Below are 20,578 nucleotides of genomic sequence, written 5' to 3'. Positions count from 1 at the left end.
TGCCTTGCCTGGATTCAAGATCTCTTCTCCCATCCCAAGTGCCCTTGAGATTAAGCTTTCTTGCTTACAATTTAAAGATACAAGCCTGGGAGTAGGCCCAAAGGGCCGTATCCCAGGTTTTCATTGTTATGCCAGCTTAAGTTCACCACTCATTTACTCTCCAAACTCACTTAGACCAATCTTTTTAATTAATTTTATGGCAATAATCCATTTACAACTTAAAAGAAACCCTGGGATACGGCCCTTTGGGCCTGCTCCCAGGCTACGCCAGCTGCCTATTTTTCAAGTAATTAATCAAATTTGTTCACAGAGCCTAGTATTAAATTTAAATTATACCAAAAAAAACTCAAAGGAATTGTTGCGGGAATTTCGTGGTGCATGTTATTCATTGATAGAGCGTAATTTAATTAATATGCTCATCCAAATATAATGTGTTGACCTGAGTTAACGTCTTTAAAGCTTTATTATAATTTGAGGGACAATACTATGTTTGCGCTGTAAGCCACCAGTTAATGAGTTAATTTTTTTATTACATCTTTCAATTGTTCAACTTCTCCAGAGTAATGATAGTAAATTCTGTTATGAGTACAATCGATAATGCTCAAGGGTTCTTTGGGTAAATCTCCAAATTGTTTAAATATCCAGAAGATACCTTCTGTATGATCATTCTGAATTTCAATTAGCAAGTCCAACATTTTATCTTCTTCAATTTCAGCATGAGCACAAATCAGATCTGAAGGGGATTGATTAATCTTATAGGCATAATGTTTTTCTTTCATGGTACTACTCCATTGAATTCATCATTCCAATTTCGATACTGCACTCGATTTATAGCGTTTATATTCACCCTTGAAGATTAAATTATAGTCTTTTATATCGATTTGAGTGCATTTTGTGGAAAATAAAGATGAGCAATATTGAACTGATATCCTGTAATCGATAGCAAATTCAGAGAATTGGGAGCATTTAATTTAAAGGTTCACCGTCAGGCCTAAAAGTACCGCGTGCAAAATAGGTATATTAGATATTCTTGCAGTTTTTGTAGCCGTATAAATTTTGGGTTTGGGATCGTTACCGTATACCCCCTGGTATAAGACATTTAAACTGGCTAAAGCTGTAATTGGATAACCAATTCCCGCTTGGAATTCTCCTGCCAGTTGTGATTTTTCTTTAATTGGCCGATGTTCCATTTGCCAATAGCGGTAAGCAACACCGCCTTTTAACTGAGCAAAGAAGGAGCTACCAAATAAAGGATCACTTTTAGTAGTAAGTAATAAATCAAGCATGGGGCCAAGTGTTGTTTTAACAGGAAGCCATTCCAGAACCGCTAATGTCTCATTGGGAATATTAAGACGCATCTGATGGCCGTTTTGTATACCTAATTCAAGTCCGAGAGCAAAATCTCCAGAAAGCATCAGTTCATTTCCTAGCGCAAGACGCCCCATGACAGATTTTCCATCTTTAGAGTATATGTCCTGATATCTTCCATTGCCTACACTCGCTGTGATGGTCCATGGTTGATCTTGTGATGTTAATTCGGGGTAGTATCCATCTGCGAATACGTTGACTGATAATAAAATTCCTAATGCGCTTATTTGTAATTTCATTTTCATCTGTCATATCCCTGATTAAATTAGTTCATTCAGAAAGCGAAGCTTATTTTTTGAAGCTTATTTTACAGTGCACGGGGGTGAGACATAATTTTGGCGGAGAGAGAGGGATTCGAACCCTCGATACGTTGCCGTATACACACTTTCCAGGCGTGCGCCTTCAACCACTCGGCCACCTCTCCAACCGGCCAAGCTTATACTTGTCAGAAAATAAATGCAAGACTATATGTGAAATGAGCTGTAATTTAATTAAGAAAGAGAGCTTTTTACTCATTAGATAAGATTTTTTATGACCCTATCAGGAGGGTATTAAGTAATTGTAGGGTATATGGACACACTGAATTTGATTAAAATTTATTGATTATGGTTTAAATATGATGTATTTTGCGTTATTTTTTACTGGATGAGGAATTTATTATGTCTTTAGAGAATGCCATGCAAAAAGGAGTTGCTGACTTCAGTTTAATTATAGGTAAAGGCTTAATGTACGGGGGCGGAGCCGGTTTATTGATTATGGCGGCAGTCGGTACTATTTCAATTGATCTAGTCCTTCTTGCATATGCAGAAAAACATCATAATAGCTTTTTAACAGGATATATATTGGGAACAATGTTTTGGGGACCAAGGTTTGATCCTCTTCCTTTACTTATAGTTTCTCCAATTACTTCAATCATTGCGGTAGGTTTATCTGTCGCTCTCGGAGTACCAGCGGTAGGGGCTGCAATTTTGGCAGGTTGGGCTTTGGCTGCTACAGTATTGGCTGTTGGTTTTGGTTTTATTGCACTTGGACAGGCTATGAGACCGGAAATGCACGCTGAATCTCAGCAAGACGAAGATTATGAAGACAGTTGTTGTTTCTGTCCCTGATTTAGGGTGTAGTAGATTAAAGTGACCGCGAGTTGAAAGGGAGTTCAACTCATTCTTAATTGTGGAACACCGTATCTTCGTAACTTCTTCATACCATTTTGCGACGAATTGTATATACTGATTATATTACTCATAGCTCAGCTTCCAATAACGGTCTTATTATGATGATAGTTCGTATTTTTGCTCTATTTGGGATAATAGTGTTCTGTCAACCTATCTGGTCCTTCACGTGTTATTATACCTTGGTTAAGGACAACTGCTGGACTAATTATGATGTGTCTGTAGACGTCATTGATGCATCAAATACAAATAAAGTATTTAGCCTTACTGTCCCAAAAGGAAAATCCTGGGGACGGGTAGAGTTTTCATGCACTCCTGCTCAAAGTTTACTTTATTATTCTCGATATTCTCCCGTTTTTTGGCAAAGTGAAAAAGGCAAAACATATCCAGCCCTAAGAAATTGGACTTTACCAGGTAAAATAAATCCAGGGGATCTTGCCTGGACTATTCCCGTTTGTTTTCCTGCTGATTTTTCACAGGTTCCTTTACCGCCGGATGCCAAGGGCAATTGCAAGTGTGATTTTAGATCTATTCCTGAACCCAAACCTCCGCAGTAGGGGCAGGGCAAGTATTTTTGAACACTCACTCAGGATACTGTTTTTTTTCGTGCTCTATAAGGAACACAATACATTTTTATCACGAGTTGTATATACTGAATATATATTCATCGATCAGGTTCTCGGCAGGGTCTTATCATGATAATTCGACTATTAGCTCTTTCCTGGCTGATTTCTTTTAGCAGTTCAATATGGTCTTTTACTTGCTACTATACCTTGGCTAAGGACAATTGTTGGACAAATTATGACGTATCAGTAGATGTTTTTGATGCAACTAATAATACTAAATTATTCACTATAACTGTACCAAAGGGAAAATCCTGGGGGCGTACTGAGTTTGCTTGTACTGCTGGCCAGCGTTTACTCTATTATTCTCGATATGCCCCTGTTTTTTGGCAAAGTGAGGTGGGTAAATCTTATCCCGCACTGAAAAGCTGGACTTTACCTCGTACCAGTAATCCAGAACATATAGCCTGGACTATCCCGGTGTGTTTTACTGCAGATTTTTCACAGGTTCCTTTACCACCGGATGCGAAAGGAAATTGTAAGTGTGATTTTGGTTCCATTCCTGAACCCTAAACAGGGTAGTAGAAGCAAAACATGTGTTTTTTAAACCTTCTAAGGGTAACACATAGCCTTGCATCACATCTTTGTGTATTATTTCGTCCATCAGTTAGGATGAGGCAAGCAAATGATTACTCTTAGAAATAAAATTGGACAAATGTTGATTATGGGGTTTAATGGATGTGAACTGCATGAGCATAGCCCTATAGCTCAATGGTTATCCAATGATGGCCTTGGCGGTGTTTTGTTATTTGATAAAGACCTCGCTACTAATACCTACGGTAAAAATCTAAAGAGCAAGACTCAAATCAAACATTTGATCCATCAGTTAAATCATTGCCCTGCACCGTTGTACATAAACGACGAGGCGCCATCATTGCTCATCGCTCTGGATTATGAGGGTGGCGTTGTTGATCGATTGGCAAAAATTGATGGATGCATGACGACAATGAGACCTTGCGATTTGGCAAAATTGTCACCAAATGATTTTAATGAAGAAGCAGGGCAAATGGCATCTACATTAAAATCTCTGGGTTTTAACCTTAATTTTGCTCCAGTGGTCGATTTAAATTTAAATGAGCAACAAGGTATTATAGGAAGATTAGGCCGTAGTTTTTCAAATAATCCTGATGCCGTAGCACAGGCGGCCAGACAATTTGTTAGCGTGTTCAGCCGTTATGGAATAGGGTGTTGCTATAAACATTTTCCTGGACACGGAAGTGCTGTTGGTGACACGCATGAAGGATTTGTCGATGTTACTGATACCTTTCACTTTGATGAATTAGTACCCTATCGCCATTTGTTAAGAGACAGTGATAAACCGGTTATGGTGATGACTGCGCATGTGGTTAACAAGAAATTGGACAGTCAAGGGCTTCCAGCAACCCTGTCTCATGAAGTTTTAACTGGCCTTTTAAGAGAGACTATGGCATATGATGGCGTTATAATCAGTGATGATTTACAAATGCAGGCCATTTCAAAACATTATACCCTGGAAGAGTCACTTGCCCTTACAATTAATGCAGGTGCAGATATGATGATATTTGCAAATCAACTAGGCAGTATTACGGCAACCGAGGTTATCGATTGCATTGAACAATTAGTGCAAAACAATACGATAGAACTTAAACGTATAGACGACGCATTCAGACGCATCATGCGTTTCAAGCAACAAATAAACAGTATCGAACTGGTCGATTTTTAGTAATTTATTCGGGATGTGAGAAGATAGGGTTGTTTAATCAACTCGAGAATATCAATGCTGAGTCTTGTTCATCTTCCCTAATCCCTGGTCGGCGCTTTCGAAAACGGCGAGGCTCGTTTGACGGCCTGTAGTCTGCGGAGTTGAATTGTAAACACGCCCTGGTATTATTTTGCCTACTTTTCTCTGTACATGACCAAAAAACCTGTCTTGCCCGCGCAGGCGGGCAACTATTTGGCATTTTGGCACTACAGTACATTGAGATAACTCGCTGACATACACTAAAAATCATATCATCTCGAACGCCAAAAGGAGGTGATATGGAGTGGATCAGCGAGTTGAAGGATAGTTTAATCGTGGAGAAAAATAATCCCGACTGGCTTTTTGGCATCGGTTTATTTTGATGAGTGGTTGCCCGCCTGCGCGGGCAAGACAGGTTTTTTTGTCATGTACAGGGCCTATTTTTAATGTATAGTATTGACGTATACTCACATTATGTTAGAATATACACGATATGTTCAAATTTTTACCAAGGTAATGGTGTTTATGTCAATTCAACCGCTACATTTTACCCGCCTTTTATCTCACTCAGACATCAAGTTACTGTATTGCTGTTGCTGCTGTTAAATCTCTGGTTTCTCTTGTTTTTTATTCTAAGAATTAAGGATTTAAATATGTGTGCAGCACATCAACAAAGCAAAAAAAAATTTTTAACCACTCCTTTAATCTATGTACTCATGATTGGTTTGGGAATTCTAAGTGGTCTGTCTGATATTGCTATATTAAAGGGATTGGGACTGCTTATTTCTGAATTGTTCATAAAAATATTCAAGTGCATAAGTTTACCCATTATTTCGCTCTCAATCATTGTCACCTTGGCTAATTATAAAACTGATGCGGTGATGAAACGAATTTGGCAACGAACCATTAAATACACGTTCTTGACTACATTGGTTGCCGCAACCATTAGCTGCTTGCTTTATATCATCATTAATCCCAATACTGTACAGGTCAATTTGCAGGAAACTGCTTCAAATTCAATGAATAATCTGGGATATCTGGGTTATTTGGCAAATATCATTCCTACTAATTTATTATCTCCATTCCTTGAGCAGCAAGTCATGGGGGTTTTATTACTGAGTATTGTTATTGGATTTGCCATACGTCAAATTCCAGAAGATGGTCCAAGGGAAACCATTTCCCAATTTTTCCGCGGTGCTCATGGCATGTTTTTAGTCATGACTCGTTGGATTATTACGCTGATTCCTCTGGGGCTGTTTGGATTTATTACCTCCACGGTAGTGCAGTTGCGCTCGGGAATGGACATTAAAGGTATAGGCCAGTATTTATTGATTATCGTACTGGCTAATTTGATTCAGGGATTTATTATTCTACCTCTGTGGCTGAAAATGAATGGGATTAAACCCTTTGCCTCGATGCGTGCAATGATACCCGCATTATCCGTTGCTTTTTTCTCTAAATCATCGGTAGGAACCTTGCCGATAACCATGAATACGATTGAAACCAATTTGCAGGTCAAACCGAAAATCAGCCGTTTTGTTTTGCCTTTATGCACCAGCATTAACATGAATGGTTGTGCTGCGTTTATATTTGCTACAGTGATTTATTTGATGCAAAGTCATGGAATGCCAATCTCTTATCCTGCTATGGGTTTGTGGATTCTGGTTTCAACAATCGCTGCTATAGGAAATGCGGGAGTTCCAATGGGCTGCTTTTTTCTTAGCATCAGTTTATTATCCAGCATGAATGTTCCTATTACCTTAATGGGCGTTATTTTACCGTTCTATGCCATGATAGATATGCTGGAAACGTCTTTAAACGTCTGGTCTGATGCCTGTGTCACTAAAGTAGTTAATGATAAAGCGGTAGCTGACGAAGAATTAAAATTGAACCCTAAAAAGCAATCCTCTCTGGAGCTTGAGCTGGGTTAGGAAAAGACATTATCAGAGGATGTGCCAAACAGCTTAATCCCGTATTGGCAGAACCCACTACGGGATTAAAGTCATATGTTCCAGGACAGGTTTTTTATGATTTGCAGTACAATATTCACCTGCATGCTAATGAATCGATGCTAACCAAGTATCAGTTGCTCGCAAATCGAAAAATACATGGCCTCCAATAATTGAAGATCCTTTAGTGAAACACATTCATTGACCTGGTGTATCGTTGCATTGCATGGACCCAGTTCGATGACCTCAATCCCGTAAGGAGCAATGAAACGACCATCTGAAGTGCCGCCGTTGGTCGATAAATCTGGAGTTAATCCGGTAATTTTGGTAATAGCCTGTTTGCAACTTTCAAGAAGCTCGCCCTTATCCGTCAGGAACGGTTCCCCATTGAGTCGCCATTCTACAATTGGAGCCAGATCATAGTGATTGAATGTACTCATTACCTTTTCTATTAATGAGTGGTCTGTTTGTTCCGTAGAGTATCTGAAATTAAGATGCAGATTCAACTCTCCAGGTATAATGTTATTCGCCTGGCCTCCTGATTGAATGTGGGTAATCTGCATGGACGTAGGTGGAAAAAAGGCGTTGCCATTATCCCACTGAATAGAGGTTAATTCAGCAAGAACCGGGCTAATTCTATGAATTGGATTATCTGCTAAATGAGGATACGCCACATGACCTTGTTTACCATGCAAGCTGATTTTCGCACTCAATGAACCTCGTCTGCCGATTTTGATTACATCACCTACCCGGCTGGTACTGGATGGCTCACCTACAATACAATAATCAATATGGATGTCCTGTTTTTGTAATTGCTCCATAACATAAGGAGTTCCAAAATCAAAATCATCACCTTCTTCGCCGCTGGTTATCAAAAAACCTAACCTTCCCGGAAATGAAGGATAGGTTTTGATAAATCGTTCAGCCATGACTAGCATGCTGGCCAAACTACCTTTCATATCAGCAACTCCACGGCCGTAAAGCATATCGCCTTTAGCCTGCAGTTCAAATGGATCTGAGCCCCATTTTGTGATCTCGCCAACCGGAACTACGTCTGTATGCCCTGCGAAGACTAATAAAGGCCCGATAGAGCCATAACAGGCAAAAAAATTAGTTACCGGCCCTTGATTCATTATTTGGCAATTAAATCCCAAATTTTTGAGGAACTGGATCATAAAATCCTGGCACCCCGCATCCTCGGGGGTGATGGACGGAAAACTAATGAGTTTAGCCAGGATGTTTTTTATGTCATTCATTTTAATTCGCTCTGAGTAATTCATTGATACTTACTTTTGCGCGTGTTTTTTCGTCGACCTGCTTCACAATAACAGCACAATAAAGGCTATGGCTGCCATCGTCACTTGGCAGATTTCCTGCAACGACAACAGATCCCGCTGGAATTCTGCCATAGGTAATGCTTCCCGTCATGCGATTGTATATTTTGGTGCTTTGACCTAGAAACACACCCATTGATATGACTGAGTTTCGTTCTACAATGACTCCTTCAACCACTTCCGAGCGTGCCCCGATAAAACAATTGTCTTCAATAATGGTTGGATTGGCTTGCAGCGGTTCCAGAACGCCACCGATACCAGCTCCACCAGATAAATGAACGTTTTTGCCTATTTGGGCACAGGAACCAACTGTTGCCCAGGTATCTACCATAACACCTTCGTCAATATAAGCACCAACATTCACATAAGAGGGCATTAATACTGAGTTTTTTGCAATATAGGCTCCTCGCCGAACCATGGCGTGAGGCACAACTCGAACTCCTGATTGTTGAAATTGCTCCTTGCTATAGCCAGTATATTTTAGAGGGACTTTGTCATAAAACTGACAAAAACCGGAATCAATCACTTGGTTGGGGAAGAGTTTAAATGATAAAAGTACTGCCTTTTTTATCCATTGATGAACGATCCATTCATCATTAATTTTTTCGGCAACTCGATATTGTCCATTATCAAGACAGGAAAGGACTTCGTCAATGGCCGCAATCAATTCGGGTGACGCGGTATCCATGGACAGGTTTTGACGATGTTCAAATGCTTGTTCAATTATAGTTTGAAGTGAGTTCATAAGTTATTCCTGTAATGAGGCAATTAGAGTATCTTTTTCAGCCCATTGCTTGTTTAACCAGTCTTTAAATTCATCTTGAGTTGCCTTGTCATTAATGAGATTTAAAGAGGTAAATTGAGTTGGAATGGGAATCTGTCTGATATTTACTTTAATGGATTTTATTCGATTGCAAAGAAAATCCCAAAGTGAGTGATTTTTTTCTGAATAGACTATGGTTACATCCAGAATGCTGGTGAGTTGCGATCCCATAGAACTGATAATAAAACTGATACCACCTGCTTTGGGTTTGAGCAGATGATTATAAGGTGATTGTTGTTGTTCTTTCTTGGATAAAGTAAAACGAGTTCCTTCAACAAAATTCATAATCGATGCCGGAGTTCTTTTAAATGTTTCTATCGCTTTGAATGTGGAGATTACATCTTTACCTTGTTTGTGTGGTTTTTTTGCCAGATATTCTTTGCTGTATCTTTTCATAAAAGGGCAGCCCATTGCCCACCAGGAAAATCCAAGCAAGGGTACCCATTTTAGTTGATCTTTTATAAAAAATTTCAATACGGGAATTTTTCTGTTAAATAAGCGTTGAAGAATGACAATATCAAGCCAGCTTTGATGATTGGCAATAACCAGATACCAGTCTTTCCGATTCAGGTTATTTAACCCGGTTATGTCCCATTTGATTTTTTGCACATTATTGACATAGTAATTATTAATGCCGCACCAAAAGGTGGCAATGCCATCCACACAGCGAGTGCAGAGTGCTTGCCATGATTTATTGGGAAATAATTTAAATAGTCCAATAAACAGGATAGGGATAAAGCAAAAGGTGGTAGAAAAAATAAGAAGCAGGGTTGCCATTACTGCTTTAATGTACCCCTGAAATTTATTTGGTTTTTGCATGTATCACTACTCCTGATATTTAATGATGTTTTTAACTTAAGGCATATTCCAGATCAGCACGTAAATCGTCTATATGTTCAATTCCAACAGACAGTCTAATCAAACCATCGTCGATACCCAAGGCTTTACGCTGATTGGCTGGTACGGAAGCATGCGTCATAATGGCCGGATGTTCTATCAAGCTCTCAACTCCTCCAAGACTTTCAGCCAGGGTAAAGAGTTCACAACGGCCTAAAAATCTTTTGGCTTGCTCCAGATTGCCATCGATTACCATGGAGATCATACCTCCAAAATCATGCATTTGCTCTTTAGCCAATGAATGCTGTGGATGGCTTGTTAAACCAGGGTAAATCACCTTTTTGATTTTCTGATGACTGCTTAGCCATTGTGCCAGTTCATTGGCATTTTTGCAGTGTCGCTCCATGCGAATGGATAAGGTTTTTAAACTTCTTAAAACCAGAAAACTGTCAAAAGGTCCCGCAATTCCTCCACAGGAATTTTGCAAATATCCTAATCGCTCGGCTAATTCAGGATTATCTCCAACAACCACAACACCACTGACCACATCTGAATGACCGTTCAGGTATTTTGTTGCAGAATGAATAACGATATCAAATCCCAATTCTATGGGCCGTTGAATCCAGGGCGTTGCAAATGTATTGTCGGCAACAGTGATCAGCCCATGTTTTTTAGCTATGGCGGCTATATCACGTAAATTGGCTAATTTTAGCATGGGATTAGAAGGCGTTTCTATCCATAGCAGTTTGGTTTTGGGGGTAATAGCGGCCTCTATGGTGGCCGGATTGGTCATATCAATAAAGGAAAAAGATAAATGAGAAGTGCGGGTTTTTACTTTATCAAATAATCTGAACGTACCCCCGTATAGATCATCCATTGCTATGACATGATCTCCAGCATCGAGAAGATCGATCACGGTATTGATGGCTGCCATACCTGAACCAAAGGCAAATCCATATTGACCTGATTCCAGACTCGCGATACAGGCCTCATAAGCGGAACGGGTCGGGTTTTTTGTACGGGAATATTCATAACCAAGATGCTCACCCGGGGCAATTTGTTTGTAGGTTGATGTTGCATATATAGGCGTCATTACCGCACCAGTGCTTGGACAAGGTTCTTGACCTGCATGAATTGCCCGTGTATCAAAGTGAGTTTTTTTCATTTTAATGTAATCCTTTTAAAAAATTCAGACTAATTATTCTTCCTGAGTAATGAGACTTATTTGTTCATTAACTGTACTTCTAGTTCTTTATTTGCTAAAGTAAATACAGAAGATGCCGTTAATCATCATGAAGGACATTCTAGTGAGGGATGCATGCGTAGGCAAGAAATCAATTACGAAAAAGTTGCCGCTGCCGCAGAAAAAATAAAAAAAAGAGGCAAAGAGCCGTCTGTAACAGATATCAGAGACGAATTGGGAGTATTGGGTAATCATCCTGGTTTATCCGATCTGTTGGAGCAATGGTACCACACTCAACCCGAATTTCAGCGTTCAAGCAAATCTCCTTTGACCGAGAACATTTCCGTTAAAACTGATGAAATCCTTGAGAAAAATATCGAGCTTGAAAAATCCTTATCGTTACTGCGGGCCACTTTGGAATCCACTGCCGATGGAATCATGATGGTCAATGGTCATGGAGCTGTAGTTGACTGGAACCAAAAGTTTGTGGAAATGTGGCGCATACCTTCTTATATGTTGGAATCCGGCAAGGAAAGCATGAGCTTTGAGTATATATTGGAGCAGTTAATTGATCCTCAATCGTTAATTTCAGACGTTCAATATCTTTACCAAAATCCGGAGTGGCAGGGGGAATTACCTGAATTAATATTCAAAGACGGGCGAATATACGAACGCTTCACTCAACCTCAACGTGTTGGCTCGCAGATTGTTGGGAGGGTGTACAGTTTTCGTGATGTAACTCAAAAACGTCTTGCGCAAGATGAATTACGAATACGCGAGCGAGCCATAGAAGCAAGTACACATGGCATTGCAATTATCGATATTTCCAAAAATGAAAATAAAGTAATTTATGTCAACCGCGCTTTTGAACGAACGACGGAATATACAGAACAACAAGCTTTAGGAAAAAGTTTGGTTAGTTTACTCGGTTCTAACTCGGAAGAGGTTAATAATAAAAGGATTGAGCTGGCTATAAGGGAATTGCGTGAAGAAATGGTTGAGATGGAAAGCATTAAAAGAAACGGGACGGTTTACTGGTGTGAAATCAGTGTTGCTCCTGTAAAAGACTCTTTGGGTAATGTGAAACATTACGTATGTATTTTAAATGATATTACCCAGCGCAGAGATATGGAAAATCAATTGGTCATGCAAGCTACCTATGATTCACTGACTCATTTGCCCAACCGGGTTTTATTAATGGACCGGGTTGATCAGGCCATACTTCTTGCCAAAAAGAAAAAATCCATCCTGGCATTTATGTTTTTAGATTTGGATCGATTCAAGATGACCAATGATACTTTGGGCCATAATATGGGTGATAAATTATTGCAGGCCATCTCCAACAGGCTCTTAATCGCAACGGATGATTTTGATACGGTTGCCAGACTTGGTGGTGATGAGTTTGTAATCTTACTTTCAGAAATTGATTCATATCAGCAGGCTGAGATTATGGCTGAGGGTATATTACGTTCCATTGAAAAGCCAATACAAATCGATCAGCACAGCTTAAAAATTACTGCTAGCCTGGGGATTAGTTATTATCCTCGTGATGGTGGAGATTACGAGTCCTTGATGAAGAGTGCGGATTTGTCCATGTATCATGCAAAAGACAGTGGAAGAAATACCTATCGCGTTTATGAACCTGAAATGAACAGGCGCGTTATTAATCACATGCAATTAGATTCTGCATTGAGAGATGCTATAAAAAATAATGAATTGTTCCTGGTTTATCAGCCATTAATTGATTTAAAGCAATCCAAGGTGATTGGTTTTGAGGCGTTAATGCGTTGGCATAGCAAGATTTTAGGTTTAGTTAGTCCAGTTGATTTTATTCCCATGGCTGAAGAAAATGGGTTAATTCTTGAGTTGGGCGAATGGGCCATGCATGAAGCATGCAGGCAAATGAAGGAATGGCAAACAAGGGGATTAAAGGATTTAAGTATTGCGGTTAATATCTCAGGAAGACAGTTCAGGCAAACCAATTTGCCTGATATGGTTTCCAGAGCTCTAAAATCCAGCGGATTACAAGCAAAGTATCTTGAGCTTGAATTAACTGAAAGTTTATTGATTGAGGACATCGATCTTGTGGTTGAAACCATGTACTCCTTAAAAGACATGGGAACCAAATTAGTTATTGATGATTTTGGTACAGGCTATTCCAGTTTATCTTATCTCAAACAATTCCCGGTCGATAAGTTGAAGATTGATCGTTCATTTATCAATGAAATGGCATCGAATCCTAATGATGCGGCTATCGCCAAAGCAATTATCAACTTAGGCCATAGTCTTAATATTCAGGTATTAGCCGAAGGAATAGAAACTGAGTTCCAAAGAGATTTTGTTGTATCTCATGGATGCGATTTTGCTCAAGGATATTTCTATAAGGCCCCGGATCTTCCAGATAAAATTTATGAGTTTCTAATCGGTCTGCCACAAGCCAAAATCAAGAATTCCTGAGTTTTGCTGTATTGAGTACTATTAATCCATCTCACAGGTATTGTTACTCTTTTTTGACCAGTGCAGTCAATTTTCTATTTATTGAATGGACTTTTGTCGCACAGTTTTATAAGCTTTTAGATATGACTCCTATTGATTCCTTCTATTTAAGACATGCTCCCCCTGGCTGATTTATGTACATAAACGTTAGGACAAAATTTTTATTCAACCTCATTATTTCTTTAATGTGGTTTTTATTATGCTTTTATTTATCCATTACGTGGATCTATGATTTGGCAGGTCTTGTAACATTTATCCCTTCGGTAATCATTGTTCTGTCAATTGCCTTGATTCCTGGCTTTATGTATATGTTTTTATTGACCAGTTATTTAACTGATTCACGTAAAAACAAAATTTATAAACATGAATATCCTGCTGTATCGGTTCTCATTGCCGCATACAATGAAGAGCATTCTATCGAATTCACTTTGAACTCGATTAAAAAACAGGAATACCCAGCTAAAATCGAGATCTTTTTAATAGACGATGGGTCAGTTGATAAAACTGTTGAAAAAGCAAAAATACTGAAATTAGGTAATTTGCGCATATTGGAAGCCAATCATAAAGGTAAGGCTGCAGCACTGAATTTTGCATTTCCGCATGTAACGACTGATTATGTCATTACCATTGATGCAGATACCTATTTGCAGTCTTCAGCAATTAAAAATCTCATGACCAAACTGTTGACCGGCCCCAAAGGAACCGTTGCATGTGCAGGATCAGTTTATGTGAAAAACTCCCGTGCTACTTTAATGACTCGTATTCAGGAATGGGATTATTTTCATGCAATTGCAGTGATTAAACGTACTCAAAGTTTCTACCAAGGCACTTTGGTTGCTCAGGGATGTTTTTCTGTTTATACCAAAGCATCCTTGCAAGAAGTAAACGGGTGGCCGGAAGTTGTCGGAGAGGATATTGTGCTTACCTGGTCTTTGCTAAATAAAGGCTATAGAATTGATTTTGCGGAGGAGGCAATATCATTTACTAACGTACCGGAAACATACAAACAGTTTTTCTTTCAACGAAGTCGATGGGCAAGAGGTTTGTTTGAAGCCTTTCGTCAATATCCGGGAATATTGTTGCGTCCTCGTCTCTCGACATTTTATGTATACTGGAATTTATTTTTTATATTATTTGATAATGTATTTCTTTTCGTATTTGTTCCAGGTGTAATTGCCGCATTTTTCGGGTATTTTTATATTGCTGGTCCTATGACTCTTGCAGTTTTACCCTTGGGAATATTAAGTAATTTAATTTTTTATGTAGGGCAACGCAGTTTATTTCAACGAAGTAACTTTAAAGTCAGGAAAAATATATTGGGATTTGTGCTTTATGTTCTTTTTTATCAATTTTTGATGAATCCGGCAGTGATTTACGGGTATGTTTCAGAATTATTGCGACGTAAAAAAACATGGGGCACCAAGAAAGAATAGGGTTAATTAGCCTGTTGTGTCGATTACCGATCCAGGAATATGGAGATTGAATTGTTGATTCGCAAGCTGCTTGTAATTTTACTGGCGCATTACATTATGAATTGCTCTTATGCCGATACTGTGGGTAATAACTATTGGCAAGAATACTCCAAGGCTAAGGAATTATATAATCAAAATAAATTTTCAGAGGCATTGAGCATTCTGGAACAGCTCGAACAAAAGCAAAAGAATTATAATATTGAACTGACCTTGGGTGATACCTATTCAGCATTGGGTTATTTACAGAAAGCATTGGATAGTTACAAATCTGCTCTGTACCATGGAAAATTAATCAATAATATTGTTATCGAACGTGTTGCTTTATTTAAAATAGGTAAATTACAAACTCAGCTTAAAGAGTATGAGACAGCGTATGAAACCTATCAAACCTTACTGTCCTTCAAATTGGATAAAGAAGACTATTCTATTGCAAAATCAGGGTTTGATACCGCTCAGGATCAAATCAATACCTTGATTGACGGTTTGATTAAAACAGGGAATCAGTTTGCTGACAAGGAAAAGCCAGTCGAAGCTCTCAAGGCTTACAAACAAGCCTATGGAAAAGCTCTGTTCTTCAAAAATGATCTTCTTCAGAAGATAGCGCTGTTTAAAGTCGCTCGTACTCAACTCTGGTTGATGGATTATGAAGACGCAATCAAGTTATATCAACAACTCGTGTCTATGCCGCTGAATGAGCAGGATGCTTCTGAAGCAAAAAATGGCTTAAAACAAGCTGAAGAACTTAAAAAAGATGCTCTAATCCAAGAGGCGCGTGAATTAATTGATAAAAATCAGGGCCAGGAAGCTTTTCGTATCATCCATCCTTATTTACGCTCAGAAGAGTCATTTCAACTCTTGATAATTGCTGGTCAATGTATGGCAATTATGGATAATCCCAAACAATCCTTCGTTTATTATCAAAAAGCCTATGCAATCAGCAAGAAGGCAACGAATCAGTCTATCGCGTTAATGGGCATGATCAAAATGCAACTTGCCTTAAATAATAGAACAGCCGCAGAGCACTATTTATTTCGCCTTGATAAACTGTCCTCTATTAAAAATCTACCGGGCATAGAGCAAAAAGAACAAGAATTTATAGAGCAATTGAATCAATTAAAGATCGGCGATCAAATCAAGAAGGCAGAACATTATCTTGAGTTAAATAATGGGCCGCATATGTATGAGTCGATTAAATGGTATCTTGACGCTGAAAAATCACCTCTTTTATATCGCTTGGCCGCAGAAAGTATGGCTCTGATGAATCAGCCTCAATTTGCATTCGACTATTATCAGTTGATGTTCAATAGCTCCAGCAAACCCAAAGATCAAATTATTGCATTGTTTGGCATGGGGAAGATGCAATTCTGGATGGCTCGTTACGTGAGGGCAAAAAATTTATATAAAAAAATACTCACTTATAATTTATCAAAAAAACAACATGAGCTAGCCTTGGCTGGATTGGTTAAAAGTCTTGCTTACTATGACAGGCCGCGCTTGGCTTACAGTCAGATTCCATCTAAACAGGAATATACAACACCTGAAATGGTGATTGCTTCATCTCAGGCAAGTTCCTGGTCTGATTGGTCTGATTTGACCCAAAAAACGCTGGATAACAATCGTGAGATAATAGCGACGGTTGATTTAAAATCAGGACTGGGTCGAGATCTCAGGGATTTGGAATGGCAAACCAACCTGGCTACCTGGCCGAATGTCATCAGCCCGTCTTACTACAGGTCAGTGGATTCGGAAACATTTACCAAGAACAAAACAACTCTGGATTACAGACATTATTGGAGTCAACAAAGTCAAACGGTATTGGGGCCTGAACACATTAAATACACTCAGAATGGTTTAAGAGTGATGGATGCAAAAGGATTTTATGTAGGCCAAAGTATACGCTCGGGCCGATATCTGATTTTAGATGGAAAGGTTGAACCTACTGAGTACCGTAATGGTACTTTTGGGCAACATGATACCTGGTCTCCGTTTTTGTGGAATACTTCCTTATTATTTACTCCCAATGATTACATCAATATAAGATGGTTGGCTCAGAAGGAAGTTCTGGAAACGTTTCCGGCCTTTGCTAATCGAATTACCAACAGACTATACGGAGCTAGCCTTGCTCTGAGTCCGCTACCTTATTTGTCCTTTGATGGTTCCTATTCTCATATGAGGATAAGTGATAGAAATGAGCGAAATGGCTATTATCTTGCTCCTTCTTTTATTGTTAATCCGGATTTAGGATTGACATTAACAGCAATAGCTAGAGGATTTACCAATCAGTTCCGATCACGTAATTATTTTAGTCCAGCTCAATATCAGGAAAAAAAGGTATTAGTCAAGTTAGGCAGAAAGTTGGGACCTACCTGGCACTATTATCTGGATGGAGGCTTCGGCAGACAATACATTAAAAATCTTCCAGATTCAGAAACCAATTCCAGTCCGACCTATCAATGGGGTATGGGTATTAATGGTCCGCTGTTTAAAACGCTGTTTCTCACCGTTTATTATGTCAATACGCATCAAGCATCAGCCTTTATTGATTCACCAGGATATTCCATGCAGTATGGAGGATTGAGTCTCAATTTATTGGTATAACGGGAATATTTATACAGGAATACCGATGTTCCGTGTTCACTATTTTACCGATGTCGAATACTTACCCGGTCAGAATGTTCAATTTTGCTTTTCTCTAATGGTGAGTCTGGCAATGTAGATATTTTTTCTTGAGGTAGATAGGTAGTTAGAATATCGTAGACCAATTGCCCCCTTAAAAAAAGAGCTGCAAATCCTGACCCTATGGCCAGTAGGATGCCAAAAATAATATAGCTGTAGGCCAGGATAAACAAATAGAAATGAATCATGTTATAAACTTGTGCAACAGGCAGCAAATTAGATTGTTCTTTAATCATAAACAATAAAAGTCCCAGATCGAATATGGGTAATGAGGCTATAACCATGGTAAACCCGATCAGAAAGGTCTTTGCTTTGTAAGGTTTAGGACAGTGAATAATTCGTTCACCCATTAAGGCTCCGGTACATGAAGCAACAACCATCCCTAAAATCACGGCTTCAAAAATCGGAATGATTTGTTTAACTCCAAGAGACGTCAGCATGGCGTTAATTAAAATAGTACCAACCACAGACAGTAAGCCAAAATATATGGCTGATATTAATCTTGGGTTAGGACAGTCAAGCGCAGGATCTTGATTTTTCATAGCACACCTGATCTCTAGATTGTATAAATATTATTCTAGTATAAAATTAGGTCAATTGGTAATTTGAACCTAACTACCCACATACTTAACTGAGTTTCTGCTGATTGTCAGAGCAATTTCCGATGAGGGTCTGGATTCAGAATAATTTCTTTATATCGATGCACGGAACTGCTGCAAATTCATATTATATACTGTATACTGTGCCACTATTTTTATTCCATTTAAAATTATAAGAGCGCTATGACTGACTTAAACCTTTATAGAAACATTGGTATCTTCGCTCACGTAGATGCCGGAAAGACCACTACTACCGAGCGTATTTTAAAGCTCACTGGCAGAATTCACAAAATAGGTGAAGTTCACGATGGTCAATCAACAACCGATTTTATGGAGCAGGAAGCGGAGCGGGGTATTACTATCCAGTCAGCAGCAGTAAGTTGTTTCTGGAAAGGTACACGTTTCAACGTTATCGATACCCCAGGACACGTGGACTTTACTGTTGAGGTTTATCGTTCATTGAAAGTACTCGACGGCGGTATCGGCGTATTCTGTGGTTCTGGCGGTGTTGAGCCTCAGTCAGAAACCAACTGGCGTTATGCGAATAACTCTAAAGTATCTCGTTTGATCTTCGTAAACAAACTTGACAGAATCGGTGCTAACTTCCTGAAAGTCACTGAGCAGATTAAAAAAGTATTAGGGGCAAATCCTCTAATTATGACTCTGCCTATTGGGTTTGAAGACAGCTTTGTTGGTGTTGTTGACTTATTAACTCGTAAAGCTTACGTTTGGGACGAATCCGGTCAGCCAGAAAATTTCACCGTTACCGATGTTCCAGCTAACATGGCTGACGATGTTGAAACGTACCGGGCACAATTGATCGAAACAGCGCTGGAAATGGATGATGATTTATTGATGGCTTACCTGGATGGAGAAGAGCCTTCAATTGAAGACATCAAGCGTTGCATTCGTAAAGGTACTCTTGAATTAGCTTTCTTCCCGACTTATTGCGGTTCTGCCTTCAAGAATAAAGGGATGCAACTGTTATTGGATGCCGTAGTTGATTATTTGCCTGCACCTCATGAAGTTAATCCACAGCCTTTGACCAATGCTGAAGGTGAGCCAAATGGCCAGTTCGCTATTGTTTCTCCTGATGAGCCATTCCGTGCTTTGGCATTTAAAATCATGGACGACCGTTTCGGTGCTTTAACCTTCGTTCGTATCTATTCAGGAAAATTGAATAAAGGGGACACCATCCTAAACTCGTTTACTGGTAAAACAGAACGTATCGGTCGTATGGTGGAAATGCAGGCAAATGAACGTAACGAATTACAACATGCTGAAGCTGGCGACATTATCGCTATTGTAGGCATGAAAAACGTTCGTACCGGCCATACTCTTTGTGATCCGAATCACGAGTGCACTCTTGAAGCAATGGTATTTCCTGAACCGGTAATCTCAATTGCCGTGACGCCTAAAGATAAAGGCGCTACTGAAAAAATGGCTATTGCTATCGGTAAAATGGTGGCGGAAGATCCAACATTCCGAGTTGAAACAGATGAAGATTCAGGCGAAACCATCCTTCGTGGTATGGGTGAGTTACACCTTGATATTAAGGTGGATATTCTGAAACGTACTTATGATGTTGAGTTAATCGTAGGTCAACCACAGGTTGCTTACCGTGAAACCATTACCAAATCGATTCAGGACAGTTACACACACAAGAAACAATCAGGTGGTGCCGGTCAGTACGGTAAAATTGATTACACTATTGAGCCAGGTGAGCCAAACACTGGATTTACTTTTGTGACGTCTGTTGTGGGTGGTAACGTTCCTAAAGAATTTTTCCCTGCAATTGAAAAAGGCTTCCGTTCAATGATGGGAGCAGGTACTTTAGCTGGTTTCCCTGTTTTGGATGTTTCAGTAAACCTGACCGATGGTGCCTACCATCCAGTTGACTCGTCAGCAATCGCTTTTGAAATTGCTGCTAAAGGTGCGTTTCGTCAATCCATTCCAAAAGCAGCTCCTCAGTTGCTTGAGCCCATCATGAAGGTTGATGTGTACAGTACAGAGGAAGATGTAGGTAACGTGATTGGTGACTTGAACCGTCGTCGCGGTATGATATCTGGACAAGAACCCAGTGCAGCTGGTGTTCGTATCAAGGCTGATGTTCCTTTATCAGAAATGTTTGGTTACATCAGTACGTTGCGTACACTAACTTCTGGTCGTGGTCAATTCTCAATGGAGTTTTCTCACTATGCTCCATGTCCAGCCAGTGTTGCTGAAGCAGTAATTGCTAAAGAAAAAGAAAAGAAAGCTGCTGCAGCCAAGTAATACACTGAACTAATTAAGGCTGAGCTTTATAGCTCAGCCTATAATACCTCCGCTA

General features: G+C 39.4%; 16 protein-coding genes and 1 tRNA gene. 9 read left to right on the top strand and 8 right to left on the bottom strand.

All coding sequences use genetic code 11. The annotated features are described in order from the left end of the window. Window positions 1-509 precede the first annotated feature (509 nt). From ELY21_RS11485 to ELY21_RS11475, 3 genes are all read right to left on the bottom strand, one after another. Window positions 510-779 (bottom strand): hypothetical protein, encoded by a 270-nt coding sequence (locus ELY21_RS11485; protein WP_028385177.1) that lies wholly within the window; start codon window positions 777-779, stop codon window positions 510-512. 192 nt (window positions 780-971) lie between these two features. Continuing rightward, window positions 972-1,613, bottom strand: a complete 642-nt coding sequence (locus tag ELY21_RS11480; RefSeq protein ID WP_127109639.1) for a hypothetical protein — start codon at window positions 1,611-1,613, stop codon at window positions 972-974. Window positions 1,614-1,704: 91 nt separating this feature from the next. After that, a tRNA-Ser gene (locus tag ELY21_RS11475) sits at window positions 1,705-1,792 on the bottom strand. A 235-nt stretch (window positions 1,793-2,027) separates the two neighbouring features. Here ELY21_RS11475 and ELY21_RS11470 point away from each other — a divergent pair. The 5 genes from ELY21_RS11470 (at window position 2,028) to ELY21_RS11450 (ending at window position 6,811) form a co-directional block, all read left to right on the top strand. Next, window positions 2,028-2,477: a hypothetical protein gene (locus ELY21_RS11470; RefSeq protein WP_127109637.1), complete on the top strand. Its 450-nt coding sequence runs from the start codon at window positions 2,028-2,030 to the stop codon at window positions 2,475-2,477. Between the two features lie 164 nt (window positions 2,478-2,641). Next, window positions 2,642-3,094: a hypothetical protein gene (locus ELY21_RS11465; protein WP_127109645.1), complete on the top strand. Its 453-nt coding sequence runs from the start codon at window positions 2,642-2,644 to the stop codon at window positions 3,092-3,094. A gap of 138 nt (window positions 3,095-3,232) precedes the next feature. Then, window positions 3,233-3,673 (top strand): hypothetical protein, encoded by a 441-nt coding sequence (locus ELY21_RS11460; RefSeq protein ID WP_127109635.1) that lies wholly within the window; start codon window positions 3,233-3,235, stop codon window positions 3,671-3,673. 112 nt (window positions 3,674-3,785) lie between these two features. Further along, window positions 3,786-4,862 (top strand): glycoside hydrolase family 3 protein, encoded by a 1,077-nt coding sequence (locus ELY21_RS11455; protein WP_127109633.1) that lies wholly within the window; start codon window positions 3,786-3,788, stop codon window positions 4,860-4,862. 671 nt (window positions 4,863-5,533) lie between these two features. Further along, window positions 5,534-6,811, top strand: a complete 1,278-nt coding sequence (locus ELY21_RS11450; protein WP_127109631.1) for a dicarboxylate/amino acid:cation symporter — start codon at window positions 5,534-5,536, stop codon at window positions 6,809-6,811. Between the two features lie 140 nt (window positions 6,812-6,951). Here the strand turns inward: ELY21_RS11450 and dapE are convergent, their stop codons facing one another. From dapE to ELY21_RS11430, 4 genes are read right to left on the bottom strand one after another with little or no spacing between them, the layout of a single operon-like run. After that, on the bottom strand, window positions 6,952-8,085 hold the full coding sequence (gene dapE, locus ELY21_RS11445; protein WP_127109629.1) for a succinyl-diaminopimelate desuccinylase: 1,134 nt from the start codon (window positions 8,083-8,085) through the stop codon (window positions 6,952-6,954). A gap of 1 nt (window position 8,086) precedes the next feature. Continuing rightward, window positions 8,087-8,908 carry a 2,3,4,5-tetrahydropyridine-2,6-dicarboxylate N-succinyltransferase gene (gene dapD, locus ELY21_RS11440; RefSeq protein ID WP_127109627.1) on the bottom strand — a complete coding sequence of 274 codons (822 nt, stop codon included), beginning with the start codon at window positions 8,906-8,908 and terminating at the stop codon, window positions 8,087-8,089. Between the two features lie 3 nt (window positions 8,909-8,911). Continuing rightward, entirely contained in the window at window positions 8,912-9,805 is an 894-nt protein-coding gene (locus tag ELY21_RS11435; RefSeq protein ID WP_127109625.1) for an acyltransferase, read from the bottom strand. Between the two features lie 31 nt (window positions 9,806-9,836). After that, complete coding sequence (locus ELY21_RS11430) at window positions 9,837-10,988, bottom strand: PLP-dependent aspartate aminotransferase family protein (protein WP_127109623.1); 1,152 nt, start codon at window positions 10,986-10,988, stop codon at window positions 9,837-9,839. 153 nt (window positions 10,989-11,141) lie between these two features. Between ELY21_RS11430 and ELY21_RS11425 the strand changes: the two genes are divergently transcribed. The 3 genes from ELY21_RS11425 to ELY21_RS11415 all read left to right on the top strand — a co-directional run bounded on the left by ELY21_RS11425 (window position 11,142) and on the right by ELY21_RS11415 (window position 17,572). Beyond that, complete coding sequence (locus ELY21_RS11425; RefSeq protein WP_127109621.1) at window positions 11,142-13,463, top strand: bifunctional diguanylate cyclase/phosphodiesterase; 2,322 nt, start codon at window positions 11,142-11,144, stop codon at window positions 13,461-13,463. A 173-nt stretch (window positions 13,464-13,636) separates the two neighbouring features. Beyond that, the gene (locus ELY21_RS11420) at window positions 13,637-14,935 is read left to right on the top strand and encodes a glycosyltransferase family 2 protein (protein ID WP_127109619.1); all 1,299 of its coding nucleotides are present in this window, start codon (window positions 13,637-13,639) and stop codon (window positions 14,933-14,935) included. A 51-nt stretch (window positions 14,936-14,986) separates the two neighbouring features. Next, complete coding sequence (locus ELY21_RS11415) at window positions 14,987-17,572, top strand: tetratricopeptide repeat protein (RefSeq protein WP_127109617.1); 2,586 nt, start codon at window positions 14,987-14,989, stop codon at window positions 17,570-17,572. 44 nt (window positions 17,573-17,616) lie between these two features. Here the strand turns inward: ELY21_RS11415 and ELY21_RS11410 are convergent, their stop codons facing one another. Then, complete coding sequence (locus ELY21_RS11410; protein ID WP_199741702.1) at window positions 17,617-18,192, bottom strand: hypothetical protein; 576 nt, start codon at window positions 18,190-18,192, stop codon at window positions 17,617-17,619. Window positions 18,193-18,432: 240 nt separating this feature from the next. Between ELY21_RS11410 and fusA the strand changes: the two genes are divergently transcribed. Then, window positions 18,433-20,523 carry an elongation factor G gene (gene fusA, locus ELY21_RS11405; RefSeq protein ID WP_127109615.1) on the top strand — a complete coding sequence of 697 codons (2,091 nt, stop codon included), beginning with the start codon at window positions 18,433-18,435 and terminating at the stop codon, window positions 20,521-20,523. Window positions 20,524-20,578: the final 55 nt, after the last annotated feature.

The sequence above is a fragment of the Legionella sp. km535 genome (assembly GCF_003990085.1).
Classification (GTDB): Bacteria; Pseudomonadota; Gammaproteobacteria; order Legionellales; family Legionellaceae; genus Legionella; species Legionella moravica.
The sequence above is the reverse complement of the archived record's forward strand: the minus strand, read 5'-3'. Positions and strand labels throughout refer to the sequence as shown.

What these genes read in the sequence shown, in the direction of transcription:
- ELY21_RS11485 (WP_028385177.1), bottom strand. Translation starts at nt 779, where the DNA reads ATGAAAGAAAAACATTATGCCTATAAGATTAATCAATCCCCTTCAGAT.
- ELY21_RS11480 (WP_127109639.1), bottom strand. Translation starts at nt 1,613, where the DNA reads ATGAAAATGAAATTACAAATAAGCGCATTAGGAATTTTATTATCAGTC.
- ELY21_RS11470 (WP_127109637.1), top strand. Translation starts at nt 2,028, where the DNA reads ATGTCTTTAGAGAATGCCATGCAAAAAGGAGTTGCTGACTTCAGTTTA.
- ELY21_RS11465 (WP_127109645.1), top strand. Translation starts at nt 2,642, where the DNA reads ATGATAGTTCGTATTTTTGCTCTATTTGGGATAATAGTGTTCTGTCAA.
- ELY21_RS11460 (WP_127109635.1), top strand. Translation starts at nt 3,233, where the DNA reads ATGATAATTCGACTATTAGCTCTTTCCTGGCTGATTTCTTTTAGCAGT.
- ELY21_RS11455 (WP_127109633.1), top strand. Translation starts at nt 3,786, where the DNA reads ATGATTACTCTTAGAAATAAAATTGGACAAATGTTGATTATGGGGTTT.
- ELY21_RS11450 (WP_127109631.1), top strand. Translation starts at nt 5,534, where the DNA reads ATGTGTGCAGCACATCAACAAAGCAAAAAAAAATTTTTAACCACTCCT.
- dapE (WP_127109629.1), bottom strand. Translation starts at nt 8,085, where the DNA reads ATGAATGACATAAAAAACATCCTGGCTAAACTCATTAGTTTTCCGTCC.
- dapD (WP_127109627.1), bottom strand. Translation starts at nt 8,908, where the DNA reads ATGAACTCACTTCAAACTATAATTGAACAAGCATTTGAACATCGTCAA.
- ELY21_RS11435 (WP_127109625.1), bottom strand. Translation starts at nt 9,805, where the DNA reads ATGCAAAAACCAAATAAATTTCAGGGGTACATTAAAGCAGTAATGGCA.
- ELY21_RS11430 (WP_127109623.1), bottom strand. Translation starts at nt 10,988, where the DNA reads ATGAAAAAAACTCACTTTGATACACGGGCAATTCATGCAGGTCAAGAA.
- ELY21_RS11425 (WP_127109621.1), top strand. Translation starts at nt 11,142, where the DNA reads ATGCGTAGGCAAGAAATCAATTACGAAAAAGTTGCCGCTGCCGCAGAA.
- ELY21_RS11420 (WP_127109619.1), top strand. Translation starts at nt 13,637, where the DNA reads ATGTACATAAACGTTAGGACAAAATTTTTATTCAACCTCATTATTTCT.
- ELY21_RS11410 (WP_199741702.1), bottom strand. Translation starts at nt 18,192, where the DNA reads ATGAAAAATCAAGATCCTGCGCTTGACTGTCCTAACCCAAGATTAATA.
- fusA (WP_127109615.1), top strand. Translation starts at nt 18,433, where the DNA reads ATGACTGACTTAAACCTTTATAGAAACATTGGTATCTTCGCTCACGTA.